Origin of the sequence: Isoptericola luteus (assembly GCF_020297055.1) — a bacterium.
GTDB classification, from domain to species: Bacteria; Actinomycetota; Actinomycetes; order Actinomycetales; family Cellulomonadaceae; genus Isoptericola; species Isoptericola luteus.
Genome location: NZ_JAIXCQ010000008.1, coordinates 155,419 through 171,863, shown reverse-complemented (window position 1 = coordinate 171,863; position 16,445 = coordinate 155,419). Strand labels below are relative to the sequence as shown.

Genomic DNA, 16,445 nt, shown 5'->3' with positions numbered 1-16,445 from the left:
GGCCGTGATCACGAGGGAGTCATGAGGCTGCCGTGCCGGAGCATCTGGACGCGGTCACATCGGGCCGCGACCGCGCGGTCGTGGGTCGCGACGACGACTGACACGCCTCGAGTCCTGGCCGTCCCGACGAGCAGGTCGGTCGTGGCGATGACTGATGCCTCGTCAAGGGCGGCCGTCGGCTCGTCCGCCACGAGGAGCCTGACGTCGTCCTGCGCCAACGCACGGGCCAGCGCGACCCGCTGTGCCTCTCCACCGGAGAGGTGGCCCGGTCTCTTGGTCATCGCGTCCGAAAGCCCGACCTCCTCGAGCACCGCCTGCCCGCGCGCTAGCGCCCGCCGGCGCGGCACTCCGTTGAACAGGAGGGCGACGGCGACGTTCTCGACCACGGAGAGCTCAGGCAGCAGCTGAGGGTTCTGCGCGACGATTCCGATGGAACGTCGTCGCAGTCGACTGACCTCGGAAGGAGACCGACCGCCGAGGTCGACCCCGAGCACGGTCACCCTGCCCGACGTCGGAAGCCGGGTGCCGAGCACACAGTCGAGCAGCGTCGTCTTGCCACTGCCAGACGGACCCATCAATGCGAGGATCTCGCCCTCCGCCAGACACAGGTCCGTCGCTGGGAGCGCCACCGCGTGGCCGACGACGACTTCGACTTCGTCGAGGACGACCGCCGGCGTCCCGGAAAGCATCAGCTCGGGTACCGCCAGGCCCCGTGCCGGTCGGGGAGCAACTGGATATCGACGGATCCCCGGTGCTTGACCACCTTGTGGTTCGTGTAACCACCGACCGTGGCCGTCGAGCCGTATCCACCGTGGTTGTTCCTCCGCGCCTCGGCCTCGGTCCTGCCGACCGCTAGATCCCGGAGGGTGTAGGTGGAGTAGACCGCGTGGTTGTCGGCAGCCGTGTCCTTGACCTTGACTCCCGCCTTGAAGAACTGCGTCGCGGTGTTGCCCTGATCAAAATTCCACGAGTCGACACCCGTCGCTGTCGAGTGCAGCGTGGCCTGGATCCCGTGCGCTGCGGTCGGTGTTGCGAGCAGAGCCGCCAGCACGATCGAACCCACCATTGTGCGAGCCTTCACGACACCTCCACGTCGAGGGCGTGGCCACAAGGGCTGGCCACAAGGGCGTGGCCACAGGGTGCTCCTCCTCGCAGGAACCTAGGGCGACTCACCGCTAATGTCAACGCCGTTCGGTTGCGGGTCTCGACTTGAGGTCAAGTCGCTGTTGTGCCTGGTCATAGGGGTGCGGCCCTTGTAGAAGTGGTCTTGTCCGCCAAGACGTGCCCACCTCCACAAAGGCTGCTGTGTCCGATTCTGTCATCCGTCATGCTCCGGGCGTGTCGGCTCCTGGGCACCTGGGCGAGCTGACTCGCCTCGTGCCGTTCGAGATGGTCGACGCGGTCCTGGCCGCGGCCGTCGGCGTGCAGCGGCGGGTGCGGTTGCTGCCGTCACGGGTGGTGGTCTACCTGCTGCTCGCCGGGGGCCTGTTCGAGCATCTGGGATGGGGGCAGGTCTGGGCGAGGCTGACCGCCTCTTTGCCCGGTGAGCAGCCCGCGCCCGCGCCCGCGTCGGTGACCGAGGCGATGCGGCGGGTCGGTCCCGGATCGCTCAAGGCGCTGTTCGACCTGCTCAAGGGTGGTGCCGCGACCACCGCTAGGCAGGCGGCGCGGTTCGCCGAGAGGCTGGTCGTCGCGATCGACGGCACCCAGATCGCCGTGGCGCACAGCCCGGCGAACCTGGCGGTGTTCCCCAAGCCGTCGCCCGGGCCGAACGGCGCTGCGGGGTATCCGATGCTGCGCCTGGTCGCGGTCGTGGCCTGCGGCACCCGGTCGGTGATCGAGGCGGTGTTCGGCACCGACAAGGTCGGGGAACTGACCTATGCCGCCCAGCTGGCCGCCACCGGTGGTCTACGGGCCGGGATGCTGCTGCTCGCCGACCGGAACTTCGCGACCTACCGGTTCCTGGCCCAGGTCTCCCAGACCGGCGCGGACCTGCTGATCCGCGCCAAGACGGGCACGAACGCGATGAAACTGCCCGTCGGGGAACGGCTGGCCGACGGATCGTTCCTGACCAGGGCCGGGGACGTGTCCGTGCGGGTCATCGACGCGCAGATCATCTCCAGGGCCCCGGACGGCACCACCCAGTCCGGGACCTACCGGCTACTGGCCACGCTCACCGACCCCCGCGAGGCACCCGCGATCACACTGGTGCGGCTCTACCACCAGCGGTGGGAGATCGAGACGTCCTACCTCGAGCCGAAGTCCACGATCCTGGGCGGGCGGGTCCTACGCGCTCGTCACCCCGCCGCCGTCGTCCAGGAGACCTGGGCACTACTGGCCACCTACCAGATCCTGCGGACCGCCATGGCCGACGCCGTTCTGGCCCGGCCCGACATCGACCCGGACCGGGCCTCGTTCACATCGCGCCGAAAACCGCCCGCGACCAGGTCATCCGCGCCACCGGGATCATCAACGACACCACGATCGACCTCGTGGGCCGTATCGGCACCGCCGTCCTGGAGGCCCTGATGCCCGCACGCCGCCCACGAATCCGCGCCCGCATCATCAAACGCGCGATCTCCATGTACCGCGCCAAGGAACGCAACGCCGACCGCCGCACCCGCCCCGTCACGATCCAGACCACCGTCTTGACGCACGCACCCGACGGCTCACCGAATGGCGTTGCCGCTAATGTCCGGCACATGCGCTCTTGTCCTCAGGCGCCGGCCAGTTTCACCACCGTCGCCCGGGCACCGAGCGCGTGCAGCGAGTCGAGTGCCGCGGTGTACGCCTCGACGAAGCGCGGCTGGGAGGCCAGGTCCCCGAAGAGCTCCTCGTCGCGCACGAAGGCCAGCGGGTCCTCGCGGTTCCTCGCCGCGGCGGCCTTGAGCCGGTCTGCGTACCGGTCCACGATCTCGATGGGCTCGCCCTGCTCGTCGACGCCCTCGTCGTAGCGCGCCCAGGAGGCGACGACGGCGGCCGACCGGTGGATCTCGCCCCCGGACGCGAGGTTCGCCCGGATCACGGGGACCAGCCACTTGGGGATGCGGTCGGACGACTCGGCGCACAGCCGTGCGAGGGTGTCGCGCACGTGGGGGTTGGCGAACCGCTCGATGAGCGTGTCCTGGTACGCGGCGAGGTCGATGCCGGGCACGGGCAGCATCGTCGGCTCGCCCTCGCGAGCCATGTAGTCGCGCAGGAACTGCACGAACGCCGGGTCCGAGCAGACCTCGTGCGCGTACCGGTACCCGGCGAGGTAGCCGAGGTAGCACAGCGCCTGGTGGCTGGAGTTGAGGAGCCGGAGCTTCATGAGCTCGTACGGCTCGACGTCGTCCACGAGCTGCGCTCCGACGTCCTCGTAAGGCGGGCGACCGTCCGCGAACCGGTCCTCGATCACCCACTGCGTGAACGGCTCCGCCACCACGGGCCAGGCGTCGTCGATGCCGAACCGGTCCGCGACCATGGCCCGGTCGTCGTCCGTGGTCACGGGCGTGATGCGGTCGACCATCGAGTTCGGGAAGGGCACGTTCGCCTCGATCCAGCCGGCGAGCTCGGCGTCCTTGAGGCGCGCGAACGCGGTGAACATCCGGTGCGCGACGTCGCCGTTGCCCTGGATGTTGTCGCAGCTGGCCACGGTGAACGGCGTGACGCCGCGGTCCCGACGACGGCGCAGCGCCTCCGTGACCAGCCCGAACGTGGTCGCAGGAACGGCGCCCGGCGCGAGGTCGGCCACGACCGCCGGGTCCTGGGCGTCGAACTCCCCCGTCACCGGGTGGACGTTGTAGCCGCCCTCGGTGACGGTCAGGGAGACGATCCTGATCTGGGGCGAGGCCATCTTCTCGATGACCGCCTCCGGATCGTCCGGCGCGAGCAGGAAGTCCACGATCGACCCGATGACGCGGCCCTCGAGCGTGCCGTCCGGGTGCTTGAGCACCAGCGTGTACAGCCCGTCCTGGCTCATCAGGGCGTCGCGCATCCGGGCGTCGTGGGGCAGGACGCCGACGCCGCAGATCGCCCAGTCGAGCGCCTTGCCCTCGGTCATCAGCCGGTCGAGGTACATCGCCTGGTGCGCGCGGTGGAACCCCCCGACACCGAGGTGGACGATGCCGGCGCGCAGCGCCGACCGGTCGTACGTCGGTACGGCGACCGGGAGGTCCCCGCCGGTCAGGTCTCCCACGGTCTCGTCGCGCAGTGCGGTCATGGTGCGTCCTCGCTCCTTCGTCTGGCCCGACGGCCAACGTAGCAAACGAGCGCGGTGCACGACACATATGAGCACGCTCGTTTGTCGGGAGGAAGTTGGCTATGGTGGCCAGTTCCTCGACACAGCTGGAGGCGAGTGGAGGTGAACTCACGTGACCAAGAGCTCGAAGAAGCAGCCTGCGCTCACCCTGAAGGAGAAGCGCGCGCAGAAGCGCGAGAGGGGCGCCGAGACCCTCGTCAAGGCGCGTAAGCGCTGACCCTGCACACGGATGCACACGCATGCACACGGAGCGGTCGGGGCGTCGAAGGACGCTCTGACCGCTCCGTGCTTCCACCGTCACCCGTGGGTCGTCCACCCACCGGATCGTCGGCCGGAGGGCGTCGGGCGGGGCGCGGCGCGGTCAGCCACGGTCGTAGGTGAGCACGGCATTGCCGCCCTCGAACGTCACGACGTCGGTCAGGTCGTACCTCGTCGGCCGGAACCTGACGGACCCGAACGCACTGCGGCCCGCTCCTGCCACCACCGGGTAGAGCTTGACGACGAGCCGGTCGATCTCGTCGAGGAGCGCACCCGCGAGGATCCCGCCGCCCGCGAGATAGATGTCGAGCGGGGAGTCCTCGGCCTTGAGCGCGCGGACGAGCCCGACCGGGTCGTCCCGCACGATCGTCACGTCCGCGTCGAGCTCCGGCTGTGACGTCGACACGACGTACTGGCGCAGGTGCTTGTACGGGCTGGTGATCCCGAGATCGAGAGCCGGCTGGTAGGTCCGCCGGCCCATGACGACCGTGTCGAACGTTCGTTGGGGCTCGTCGTCGACACCGAGCTGACTGCGGACATGGGTGGGCAGGACGTCCGGGAGGGTCTCGATCATCCGCGCGCTGTACGCGTCGCTGGAGGGGTAGAAGTCGACCTCGTCGTCCGGCCCCGAGAGGAAGCCGTCGATAGACAGGGCCACGAAATAGGTGAGTCGTCTCATGGCTCCAGCCTCGGATTCCGCCGATGCACGATCAATGACGCATCCTGGGGCGATCGTTCACGGGGCGTGAACGATCGAGGACGACGGAGAGGGTGACCGCGTGGACCTGAGGGACATCGAGATCTTCCTGACGCTCGCCGACGAGCTGCACTTCGGGCGCACCGCCGAGCGGCTCCACGTGTCCCCTGCGCGCGTGAGCCAGGCGATCAGCCGTCAGGAGCGCCGCATGGGGACAACGCTGTTCGAGCGCACGAGCCGGCGCGTCGAGCTCACCGCCGTCGGCGCCCGCCTGCGCGACGACCTGCGCCAGGGCTACGAGCTGATCCAGTCCGGCATCGCGGCGGCCAGCCGGTCCGACGAACGCCCCGAGGGCACGCTGCGCCTCGCGGCGATGGGGGTGATCGGGCACGAGCTCCGGCCCGTGATCGACGCGTTCACGGAGCGACACCCGGGATGCGCAGTCGAGCGGCGCGAGTTCCACTTCTCCGACCCCTTCGGCGCGCTGCGCGACGACGAGTCGGACGTCCAGGTGACGTGGTCACCCGTGCGCGAGCCCGACATCGTCGTGGGGCCGCGGGTGCTCACCGAGGGCCGGGTCCTCGCCGTGCCGGCGGAGCACGCGCTCGCCGGCGAGAAGGCGGTGTCGATCGAGGTCCTCGGGGACCACACGGTCCTCGATCTCGGGCCCGCGGTCCCGGGGTACTGGGAGGAGGCGATGGCACCTCGCCGGACGCCGTCCGGCCGCCCCGTCCTGCGTGGCCCGGTGGCGCGCACGTTCCACGAGGTGCTGACCGTCGTCGCGTCGGGCGAGGCCGTCACGCCGCTCAACGCGCACGTGTCGCGCTACTACACACATCCCGGCGTGGTCTACGTTCCGATCCTCGACGTCCCCGACACGGAGTGGGTGCTCGTCTGGCTGCGGGAGCGGGAGACCCCCGAGATCCGCGCGTTCGTCGACGCCGCCCGCGAGCTCGGTTCGCGAGCGATCTGACGACCGGCGACGGATGATCACAGGTAGCGGCGGACAGGATCGTCCGGCCGCGTGAGGAGGTCCGCCATGGCCCGCTCGGTGCCGCAGCCCGCGGTCGACCGCATGGTCCACTTCGGCGGCCGCCCCGTGGTCGTCGGGATCGTGCCGGGCCAACCCGACCTCGTGGTCCTCACCGCGCTGTCCCTCGCCCGGGCGATCCGTGCGCCCGCACTGCACCTCGCCTACGTCGACGCCGCCGTGGTCGGCACCCGTGCCCACGGCGCGACGGCGCGTCTGCGCGGGCTCTTCGAGGGGTCCGTCGCGGCCCACCTGTCGCACCATCAGCACCGTCCGGTCCTGACCGTCACGCTCAGCGTCGTCGACTGGAACGAGCTCCCCGCCCCGTGGGGACACTGAGCACCGGATCTCCGCCGGAGGCCCCTGCGAGTGGCGTCCACCGGCTCCTTGCGCACCGCTCGACATGTCGGGAATCCTGGGGCCCGTCCGAGCGTTATGTCCATGCGTTATGTCAGCGACACCGAGGACCCGAGGAGCAAGGAGCAACGTGCGACGCATTCCCCGCAAGGTCGAGGTCGAGCACGAGCCCGGCAAGATCACGCGGTATGTCCGGCACGACAACGGTGACGGCTACGTCTCCCCGCAGGCGAAGGTGCATCCCGACGCGACGGTCGAGCGCGGGGCGTACGTCGAGGCGGGCGCGCGCGTGGCCGACCACGCGCGCGTCGGCCGGTTCAGCTGGGTGGACACCGACGCCGTCGTCGGCCCGAACGCCCGGGTGGCCAGCAACGTGCACGTCGGCGTCCGCGGGATCGTCGGCGACGGCGCCCTGGTCGGCGACGGCGCCCGCCTGGGCGTCGACGTCACGGTGGAGCCTGGCGCCGTCGTCCTGCCCGACGAGCTCGTCCCGGCCGGCACCGTCGTGCGCTCGGAGCGCCGGCGCGGAGACTACGGCACCGCCGCCTGAGCCTTCCGAGCCGAGCGCGACGCCCTGCTCGTTCCGCAGGTCGGCACTGTTCGAGCCTTCCCGTCGGGAGGATCGCTATCAGGCGAGTTAACCTACGCCACATGTAGCATGCGCCCCATGAATGATACGACGCGTGCCGAGTACGTTCAACGGCCGGTGGTGGCCAGGGCGTTGCAGATGCACCTGGACGCCGTCGTGCAGCAGCGGTCCGGACGAATCGTCGCCATCCGCGGCCGACGACAAGTGGGAAAGTCGACCGTGGTGGAACGGTTCGTCGCGTCCACCAGCGTCCCCTCGGTGTTCGTCCCCGGCGTCTACGGGTCCCCTCTGCAGCGCCAGCTCGACGACGCCACCAGGGCGATCGTCGACTCTCAGCGCCCTCTGCCGGACGCCGAGCTGCTGACCGAGACTCCCGCGGTGACCTGGCGGGACTGGTTCGCTCGCCTCGCCGTGGCAGCCCGTTCGGGGCCCGTGATCGCCGTCCTGGACGAGTTCCCCTGGATGGTGCACGGGGACCCGACCCTTGAGGGCGAGCTCCAGGCGCAGTGGGACCGGCTGCTGGAACGCCTCCCCGTGCTGATGATCCTCATCGGCTCGGACGTCGCGATGATGGAACGCCTGGCAACGCACGGCCGCCCGCTCTTCGGACGGCTGCGTCCGTGCGTCGTGCCGCCGCTCGACCCTGCCGAGATGGCGGGAGCGCTTCCCGGCCGCGCCGCGTTCGAGGTCTTCGACGCCTACCTGGTCACGGGCGGGTACCCGCGGCTCGTCACCGACCTGGCGCGGCACGGTGCCGGCACCGAGGACTACGTCCGCGCATCCCTGAGCGACCGGTACAGCCCGCTCGTCACGACTGCCCGGATCACCCTGGACGCCGAGTTCCCCGATGCGCCCGCGGCGTACCGCGTCCTGGCGGCCATCGGCGCCGACGACACGGCGAGCCCCGGTTTCAACGACGTGACCTCCGCGATCAAGGACGCGTCGGAGCGAAAGGCGCTTGAGACCGCGGCGACGCGCGCGCTGAAGACGCTCACCGAGACGAAGTCGCTCGTCGAGCGGGAGACTCCCGCCTGGGCGGCCGCCTCGGGCAGGCTGCGCCGTTACCGCGTCACGGACCCCTACCTGCGCTTCTGGTTCCGCTACGTGGAACGGCGGGTCGAGCAGATCGCGCGCGGTCGTGACGACCTCGCGGTGGCCGCGTTCGAGCGTGACTGGTCGAGCTGGCGCGGTCGCAGCGTCGAGCCCGTGGTCCGCGAGGCGCTGGCCCGGCTCGCGCGCACCGACACCCGTCTCTCGGGCGTCGAGGCCGTGCACCCCTGGTGGACACGTGACGGCCAGGTGGAGGTGGACGTCGTCGCGACGACCCCCGAGCGTTCGGCCCTGCTCGGCTCCATCAAGTGGCGCCCGACGGGCGGCCTGACGGATCGCGACGTCGACGCGCTCCGCCGAGCTCGCGACCGGGTCCCCCGCAGCGACGCGGCCCTGCTCGCCGCGATCAGCCCGTCCGGGCGTCTTCCAGCGGGCGCCGACGTGGCCTTCGGCGCCGAGGAACTGCTCGGCGCCTGGGCCTCGTCTTCCGGTTGAGCACCCACGTCGACGAGGCGCGGGTCAGGAGGCGCGACGGCGCACGGTCAGCAGAACCACTCCCGCGGCCGTCACCAGCACCGCGAGACCGATGAGCCATCTGACGTCGCCACCGGTGCGGGGAAGCCAGGCCGGCGACGCAGCGTCGGTGCCGGGGTCGGGCCCCGGTGCCGGCGCCGGCGGCGGCGGCGACGGGCCGAAGGTGTTGGTCACAGCAACCGACGCCGGGTCGGCTGCCACCGTCACCGCTCCGGGCTCGCCGTCGTCGACGCCCGACACCTCCACCACGGCCGCGCCACCGTCGTCCGTCTCGGTCAGCACGCAGTCGGCGCCGACGGGAAGCCCGTCGTAGGTGACGGTGTCCCCGGCGGCGATCTCCCGCGCCGCCCCGCCCGGGACGTCGATGCCCGCACCCTGGAAGGTGCACTCGAGCGCGACCTCGAACGGCCCGACGTCGTACGGCGCGCCCTCGAACTCCACCACCTTGTCCACCACGATCGCCCCCGTGTCGTAGGTGTTCGTCACCAGCACCTCGACAGGCTCCTCGAACGTCGCCTCCCCGTCGACCACGACCGGGTCCGGGCTGATGGCCATCGACGTCGCCCCGCCGTCGTCCGTCTCCGTCACCGTGCACGTGTCGCCGTCCTGGAGCCCGAAGTAGAGCGCCGGGAAGCCGGGTCCGAACCGGCGGTCGGGCCCGCCGGGGACGACCTCGACCACATCACCCTGGCTGTCGGTGCACTCCAGGGTGACCGCGTACGGGAGCTCCTCGAACGGGATCGAGCCGAAGTCGAAGTCGGCAAGCTCCTCGAGCGTCGTCGGCAGGTCGGGCACGTCGGGCATCGCCGGGGCGAAGGCCACGCCGTCGCCGTCCACCACCTTGCGCACCACCAGCGGGCTCGTCTCGAACGTGTTCGTCATGTCGACGGTCACGGTCGTCGGGTCGCCGTCGGTCGCGTCCGGCACGACGACGTCCACCGTCGTGCCGTCCAGCGGCTCGCCGTCATCCACCGTGATGGTGGTGGACCACGCACCGAAGGTGTCCGTCTCGGTGACGGTGCACTCGGCACCGACCGGCAGACCGTCGTAGACGGCGGGATCACCCTGGGTGAACTCCCGGGTGGCACCGCCGGGCACCGTGAGCTCGACTCCGTCGTAGGTGCAGGCCAGCTCCACCTCGAACGGTCCCGGACCGTACAGCGCCCCGAGGCCGGCGAGCTCCTTGACCACCTCGACGGTGCCGACGTCGAACGTGTTCGTGACGACGACCTCCGCGGTCTCGTCGGCGCCGACGGTCACCGTGTCCGGGACGACGACCGCCCCGGTGGCGCCGGCGTCGTCGACCTCGGCGACCTCGCACACCGCGCCCGCGGGCAGGTTGGCGATCTCCGCGTCGAGCGGCCCGGCACCACCCAGCACCACGGTGCCGTCGTAGACCGGGCGCGGTGCGAGCGGCCCGTCGCCGTCGTCGTCGTAGGTGCACGTGACGGTGATCCTGAACGGACCCGTTCCGTACGCCTGCGCACCCTCGCCGTCGACCACCTTCTGCAGGTCGATCGCACCGACGTCGTACGTGTTGGTCACGCCGACCTGCGTCCCGATGGTCACGACGCCGTCCGGGACGATCGTCACGTCGACGGACGTGCCGCCGGTGGTGACGGGGTCCTCGCCAGGCTGCGCGACGGTCATCGACGTCGCGGCGGCACCGGCGGTGACCGTCTCGGTCACCGTGCACGCGGAGTTCACCGGCAGTCCGGTGAGCGCCACGGGTGCGCCGTCCCCGGAGAGCTCGACGACCATCGGGCTGCCGGGCACGTACCCGTCCGCGACGACCTCCTCGTCGAGGAACGTGCACTCCACCGCGGCCTCGAACGGCCCGTACGACACGGGGTCGCCGTCCTGGTCGACGGCGTCGCTCTCGACGGCCTTCGACAGCTCGAGGCTCGCGAGGTCGTACGAGTTGGTGATGGTGATCCCCGCGGCCGCGGTCTCCTGGATCGTCACCGACGCGGGGTCGACGGTGAAGTCCGTCTGCCCGGCGCCGTCGTCCTCCGTGAGCGTGCACTCGGCGCCGTACGGCAGGTTGGGCACGGTCACCGAGACACCCGGTGTCACCGTCACGGTGATCGGGTCCAGCTCGGTCTCGACCCACGTCCCCACCGCCGACGTGCATTGCACGATCACGTCGAAGGTGCCCGGCGCGTACCCCGCGCCGTCACCCGTGACGGCCTTGTTCACCTCGAGGGAGCCCGTCGCCGTGGCGACGCCGACCTTGACGCCCTCGGCCGGCACCTGGTTGAACCGGTCGCCCGACTGCGCGATGACGATGCCGCCCGCCGCGGCGGAGTTCCAGGCGATCGACTCGTCCCCCGCCTCGGGAGCCTCGGACGGGGTCGTGGTGGTGCCGTCGAGGGCGACGAAGTCGCCCGGCTCGAAGAGGCTGGCCTCGTCGAAGGTCACGACCGCCTTGAACGCGGTGACCTGGGAGTAGACGTCCTCGCTCACGTCCGCCGTGAGCTCCGCCCAGCCCGTCGCGGGATCGGTCGGGCACGTCGGGTCGAGCGGCGTGTCGATGTCGTCCTCGCAGAGGACGTCCGAGGTGGTGTAGTAGAACGTCGCCTCCGCCCCCTCCGGCGCCTCGGCCAGCACCGGCGGCGGATCGTTGGTGAGAACCGGCGTCCACTGGGAACCGCGCGGGGGGTCGGTGATGGTCCCGGTGTCACCGGGCGTCGGGAGCCGGTCGTAGAGCACGAGCGTGTCCATCGGCAGGTTGCCGACGTTGTCCACCCGGATGCGCCAGGTCTCGTTCTGGCCGGGCGGGACGACGGGAGTGCAGGGGTAGGCGTAGAAACCGTCCGCGTCCGCCTCGCACTCCTCGGGGGTCACGTCTCCCGACTGGCCGGGGTCGACGATGATCCCCAGCGGGTACTCGTCGCTCGTCGCCCGGACGAGCTTGCGCTGCTGGAGCGTGGCCGCGGCGGTCGGCGTGACGTCGGCGCTCGCCAGGCACTGCCCGGTCTCGGCGTCGAGGGTGCCGTCGATCGGCTCCCCCGCCGCGTTCTCGTTCTGGCAGACGTCCCAGGGACGGTCGCCGGTGACGCCGGCCGTGTTCTCCACGAGGGTCTGCGGCTCGATCCCGACCCGGAACTGCACCATGACCGTGATGGTGTACGTCTGGCCGACCTCGAGCACCGTCCCCTCCGGGAACGTGAACTCCAGGGCCTCCAGGTCGCCCTCGACGTCGGCGGTCACCTGGTCGCCGGTCCCCGCCTCCGTCGTGGGCAACGGGTCGCCGTTGGCCGGGTCGGGCGCCGCGCCCTCGAGCGCATAGGTGATCTGCGGGTCCACGTCTTCGGCGAGCCGCAGCTGAGGACCCTCGGCATCGACGGGCATCTGGGCGTCGACGACGTCGAGGTCGTAGACCGGCCGGTTCCCGGAGTTGGTGACGCTGAGGGTCATGGGGAACACGTCAGCCGGAGCCTCGATGCCGCCGCTGATCACGCCGTCGAAGGCCTTGACGATCTCGACGCCGTTCGTCGTGTGCTGGTAGGTGATGGTCGACGTCGCCTCGGCGTCGCCGCTCACGGGGACCAGCGGGCCTGTCGGGTCGTCCGGGTCGGGCACGAGGTCGGCACCTGTCACCGTCGAGGTGACGTCGTTGGTCGCGATCCCGGGCGCGTCCTCGCCGGGGGCCGGGTCGTTCTGCGCCAGGTCGCTCGGCACCGGGGTACCAGGGTCGGACCGGAGGGTGTCGCGCACCTGGACCTCGAGGTCCACCGCCTGCACCGGGTTGGCCGGGTTCTCCCAGATGGCGCCGTCAGCACGGGTGAAGGTGAGGCGCAGGCCGGTGACTGTCGCCGGGTCGACGCCCGCGGGCAGCGCAAAGGCGCCGGACGGCGTGCCGTTGGTCCAGGTGCAGTCGGCGAACGTGTCGCTCGTCTCGTCGTACGTCCCGCTGACGCAGGCGTCGACCTGGACCTGGTCGATGGGCGCGGTCAGGGTGGAGCCGCCGAAGCCGACCAGGTCGTACTGGTTCCAGAAGCTGCCGTCGACGTCGGTGAGCGTCATCTCGACGGCGCGCGACGGGCCCGTGGGCTGCCCGGTGATCGTCAGGACCGACGTCGGGTTGGGCTCGGCGTCCGACCCCGGTTCGACGATCGTGGTCGGGTCGAACGACTTGGTCTGCACCATCGAGATCGCGGCGTCCTGCAGCTCCATGTCCGCGGTGTCCCAGGCCTGGGGCTGCTGATCGGCCGTGCCGCCCGGCTCGATCAGCTCCGTCCCGGCGCTGTTCGGCACCGGGGAGTAGCCGTCCACGGTGATCCGTTCGCCCGTGTAGCGGTCGAGCTCGCGCAGCTGGAGCGTCAGGTCCAGCACGCCTTGCGCCTCCGAGACGATGCGGCCGTCGAACTCGACGGCCACGCCGACGACGTCGGCGAGGTCCGCGGCCGTCAGCGCCTCCGCCTCGGCCTCCGTGTAGTCGGCCGTCCCCCCGCCCACCGACGTCAGCGTGACCGTCGTGGTGCCGGTCCCCTCCGGTGCGGTGACCGCGAGGGCGATCAGGGTGAACGCGTCGAACGGCTGCGTGCCTGGAGCGGTCTCCGGGTCGACGACCAGCTCGTCGTTCGCCGTGCTCGGTTCCGCGATCCGCAGGGTGTCGACCCGTTGGACGGAGTCGTTGGTCGACGTGATGACGGCATGCGTCGACGGGTAGGCCTCGTCCGGGGTGCCGTCCGGCGGCACGGAGAGCGGGCCACCGGTCCAGTCCTTGGTGATCGAGACGTTCACCGGCTGGTCGAGGACGAGGACGTCGTCGAGGTCCGAGTCGGTGTAGTCCGTGCCGTCGAACGTGGCGGTGCCGCTCGCGGTGTCGCGGACCGTGCCAGGATCGTCCGGCAGGTTGTAGATGGTGCCCTCGGTGGAGCCGAGCACCGGCTCCCCGTCGCTGCGCCGTACGTCCCGGAGCTGGAAGGTCAGGTCCAGGTGGCGCCCGTCCGCCTGGGTGGAGCGGGCCACGCCCTCGCCGGGGTGCGGCACCGTGGGATCGTCGTCCGCCGACCGGGTCGGCGACTCGACGTACGTGATCCGCACCGAGACGGTCGAGGCCTGCTCCGCGCCGGTGAGCGGCACGGCCGGCATCCCGCCGTCACAGGGTGTCGCCGTCGTGCACGTGGAGTTCGCCGCCTGGGTCCACGTGGACCCGTCGTACAGCTCCACGCCCACGATCGCGTCGTACTCGATGAGCGGGTCGACCCCGGCGTCGATCTCCCCGATGCTCACGAGGTCGAAGGCGTCGTAGAACGACTGGTCGACGGCCGTTCCCTCGGGGTCGGCGATGTCACTCACCACCATCGGGTCGACGCCGGAGAACCCGTTGGTGGACCAGGTGATCTCGGCGGTCACCTGGTCCTGGGTCCGCGCCCGCACAGTAGGCGGGTCCTCTCCCAGGAAGTTCTTGCTGATGAAGTCCAGCTCGCCCGGGTCCGTGGGCACCGGGAACGGGTCCACCGTGTCGCAGCCCACCGCCGGCTCCGTCGGCGGCACCGCGCCCGACGATGCGCTCGAGGCGCCGCAGTTCTCGATCGGGGCGTCCCGGTCGGTCGGGCCGGTGTAGGAGGCGGTGAAGTTCGGCTGGAAGCTCGTTCCCGGGGGGAACCCGTCCCCGGTGGAGTCGTAGACGAACTGGACACCCTGTGCGTCGTCCGGCAGGTCGCAGCTCGCCGTCGTCGGCCCGACGAAGGTGCATCCGGGGGCGGGCTCCCAGGAGTCGCCGTCCCAGTAGTTGACCGTCAACGTCGACTCCGTCGGCACGTCCGTGGACCGCACGCTCGTCGGCACGAAGTTCTGGGACCACTCGTCGGGGCTCGTCGGGTCGGTCGGGTCCTGGACGATCACCTGGTCCGCGTTCGTCGTCGACCCGTCCTCGCCGAACGGCAGGAGCTGCGACGGGAGCTGGACGACGACAGTCTGGCCCGGCAGGGCGGGGAACGTCGACGGGGAGATCTGCTTTGTCGTCTCCGTCGCGAGCCGGTCTGTGAGCGTCTCCACGGTCGCCGCGTCGGTGTCCTCGGCGTTGGGGATGATCGCGGTGATCTCGTTGGGATGGAGGACGTCGTCCTCCGCCTGGTCCGGGTCGGTGTCCGCGGTGAACGGGAGCGAGGCGGTCGCGCCGGTGACGATCTCGCCCGTGAACTCGACCTCGAACCCGACGACGGTGCATCCCGCCGGCGGGTCGGGCAGCGTGTCCGGAGCCGTCGCGTCCACGACCTCGGTGCCGCCCTCGGCGCAGGAGTACGTCACGGTCGCGGCGTCCGCGCCCGTGGGCCACTGCACCGTGCCGTCGCCGACGCCGTCCCCGTCGTCGTCCGTGCCCCACCCGGTGAACGTCAGCGGGTCGTCGCCCTCGAAGGGGCTGTCGGTGCCCGGCGACGGCTCGGTGATCGTCATCGACGTGATCGGGTCCCCGTCGTTCGTGGCGCCGATCGTGACCGTCGTCGGGTCGCCGGCGCTCACCACTTCCGGGTCGAAGGACTTGGCCGCCGTCACCGCGTTGTTCGGCGGCGTGATGACGTACGTGTCGCTCGCCGTCGTCGGCTCGGACGCGCCGCCCTCGGCGTCGGTGACGTTCGAGGACACGGTGTTCGCCACCGTCGTCGAGGCGGTGAGCCCGGTGACGGCCTCGGTCTGCTCGACCACCACGGGCACGGACGCGGCGGCACCCTGCTCGATCTCGCCGGTGAACTCGACGGTGAAGCCCTCGACCACGCACCCGGCGGGCGGGCCGGGGAGCGTGTCGACGTCGGTCGTGGTCTCCGCCGGCGTCGACCCGTCCGCGCAGGCGAACGTCACCTCCGCGGAGGTCGCGCCGGCGGGCCACGAGACGTCGCCGAACCCGGTGAAGCCGAGGTACGTGAAGGGGTTCGGGACCGTCCCCGGCGCCGGCTCCTGGAGGACCAGCGTGTCCACCGGGTCGTTGGAGCCGTTGCTGCCCCCGAGGGTCATGGTCGCCGTCGTGCCGGGGCTCGCGATCGCCCCCTCGGGGTCGATCGACTTGCTGGTCTCCGAGTCGAGAACCAGCGGCACCGTCAGCGGGACGTCGGCCTCCACCGGGAGTTCGGGAGCGTTGTCCGACACGATCGTCGCGCTGTTCGTGACGTCGGTGCCGTCGAAGCTGCGTGGTGTGTCGGGCGGCACCGTCGCGATGACGCTGATCTGCACCTGGTCGCCCGTGGGGATCTCGCCGGGGTTGGTGTAGACGGCGGTGTTCGTGCCGGGGTCCGCCACCACCTCGCCGTCCCCGCTGATGACGTCCGCGCTGACGATCTCGAGCGGCGCGGGCAGCGGGTCCGTCATGGTCGTGTCGGCGCACGGGTCGTCGTTGGGGTCCGAGCACGAGAACGTCAGGACAAACGTGACGTTCTCGCCCGGCTCGTACGGGCCCGGCCCGCTGGTGACGGTCTTGCTGCCGCCCCATTCCGCCGCGGACGCCGTGGTCGCGGGCACCAGCAGCATCGGCAGCGCGATCGCGGCGGCCCCGAGCGCCGACCATCCCCTGCTGAAGCGGCGCCTGCCGCGACGCCTCCTGCGGCGCCGCGCCGACCGGCGCGCCGTCCCGTGACCCTCCACCATCGGTGCCCTCCCGCACTCCGGTGACTGGCTCCGTCCCGCGCCTTCGCGGACGACCGCCACCTACGACGGTGTCAGACGTAGCGCGATCGCGCGCGGCGAA

Annotated in this window: 10 protein-coding genes; 5 read left to right on the top strand and 5 right to left on the bottom strand. The window is 71.1% G+C overall.

Translation table 11 applies throughout. The features are described 5' to 3' along the window. Window positions 1–8: 8 nt before the first annotated feature. Together LEP48_RS12765 and LEP48_RS12760 are read right to left on the bottom strand one after the other, a co-directional pair. Window positions 9–629: an ABC transporter ATP-binding protein gene (locus tag LEP48_RS12765; protein ID WP_225566010.1), complete on the bottom strand. Its 621-nt coding sequence runs from the start codon at window positions 627–629 to the stop codon at window positions 9–11. Window positions 630–688: 59 nt separating this feature from the next. Further along, a complete protein-coding gene (locus LEP48_RS12760; RefSeq protein WP_225565977.1) occupies window positions 689–1,081 on the bottom strand; it encodes a hypothetical protein in 393 nt (130 codons plus the stop codon). Window positions 1,082–1,338: 257 nt separating this feature from the next. On the opposite strand from LEP48_RS12760, the gene LEP48_RS12755 reads away from it, so the two are divergent. Beyond that, window positions 1,339–2,529, top strand: coding sequence for an IS4 family transposase (locus tag LEP48_RS12755; RefSeq protein ID WP_225565976.1), 1,191 nt, complete (start codon window positions 1,339–1,341; stop codon window positions 2,527–2,529). Between the two features lie 187 nt (window positions 2,530–2,716). On the opposite strand, the gene LEP48_RS12750 is transcribed toward LEP48_RS12755, so the two are convergent. Further along, entirely contained in the window at window positions 2,717–4,201 is a 1,485-nt protein-coding gene (locus LEP48_RS12750; protein ID WP_225565975.1) for a mannitol dehydrogenase family protein, read from the bottom strand. Window positions 4,202–4,601: 400 nt separating this feature from the next. Beyond that, the gene (locus LEP48_RS12745) at window positions 4,602–5,177 is read right to left on the bottom strand and encodes a dihydrofolate reductase family protein (RefSeq protein ID WP_225565974.1); all 576 of its coding nucleotides are present in this window, start codon (window positions 5,175–5,177) and stop codon (window positions 4,602–4,604) included. A 100-nt stretch (window positions 5,178–5,277) separates the two neighbouring features. On the opposite strand from LEP48_RS12745, the gene LEP48_RS12740 reads away from it, so the two are divergent. The 4 genes from LEP48_RS12740 (at window position 5,278) to LEP48_RS12725 (ending at window position 8,716) form a co-directional block, all read left to right on the top strand. Continuing rightward, window positions 5,278–6,168 carry a LysR family transcriptional regulator gene (locus LEP48_RS12740; protein ID WP_225565973.1) on the top strand — a complete coding sequence of 297 codons (891 nt, stop codon included), beginning with the start codon at window positions 5,278–5,280 and terminating at the stop codon, window positions 6,166–6,168. A 66-nt stretch (window positions 6,169–6,234) separates the two neighbouring features. After that, complete coding sequence (locus LEP48_RS12735; RefSeq protein WP_225565972.1) at window positions 6,235–6,564, top strand: adenine nucleotide alpha hydrolase family protein; 330 nt, start codon at window positions 6,235–6,237, stop codon at window positions 6,562–6,564. Between the two features lie 148 nt (window positions 6,565–6,712). Beyond that, window positions 6,713–7,132: a transferase gene (locus tag LEP48_RS12730; protein WP_225565971.1), complete on the top strand. Its 420-nt coding sequence runs from the start codon at window positions 6,713–6,715 to the stop codon at window positions 7,130–7,132. 117 nt (window positions 7,133–7,249) lie between these two features. Beyond that, window positions 7,250–8,716 (top strand): ATP-binding protein, encoded by a 1,467-nt coding sequence (locus tag LEP48_RS12725; protein ID WP_225565970.1) that lies wholly within the window; start codon window positions 7,250–7,252, stop codon window positions 8,714–8,716. Window positions 8,717–8,740: 24 nt separating this feature from the next. On the opposite strand, the gene LEP48_RS12720 is transcribed toward LEP48_RS12725, so the two are convergent. Further along, window positions 8,741–16,345 carry a DUF5979 domain-containing protein gene (locus tag LEP48_RS12720; RefSeq protein WP_225565969.1) on the bottom strand — a complete coding sequence of 2,535 codons (7,605 nt, stop codon included), beginning with the start codon at window positions 16,343–16,345 and terminating at the stop codon, window positions 8,741–8,743. Window positions 16,346–16,445 lie beyond the last annotated feature (100 nt).

Excerpts from the sequence above, each read along its gene's own strand:
- LEP48_RS12720 (WP_225565969.1), bottom strand. The coding sequence starts at position 16,345 with ATGGTGGAGGGTCACGGGACGGCGCGCCGGTCGGCGCGGCGCCGCAGG.
- LEP48_RS12725 (WP_225565970.1), top strand. The coding sequence starts at position 7,250 with ATGAATGATACGACGCGTGCCGAGTACGTTCAACGGCCGGTGGTGGCC.
- LEP48_RS12750 (WP_225565975.1), bottom strand. The coding sequence starts at position 4,201 with ATGACCGCACTGCGCGACGAGACCGTGGGAGACCTGACCGGCGGGGAC.
- LEP48_RS12745 (WP_225565974.1), bottom strand. The coding sequence starts at position 5,177 with ATGAGACGACTCACCTATTTCGTGGCCCTGTCTATCGACGGCTTCCTC.
- LEP48_RS12735 (WP_225565972.1), top strand. The coding sequence starts at position 6,235 with ATGGCCCGCTCGGTGCCGCAGCCCGCGGTCGACCGCATGGTCCACTTC.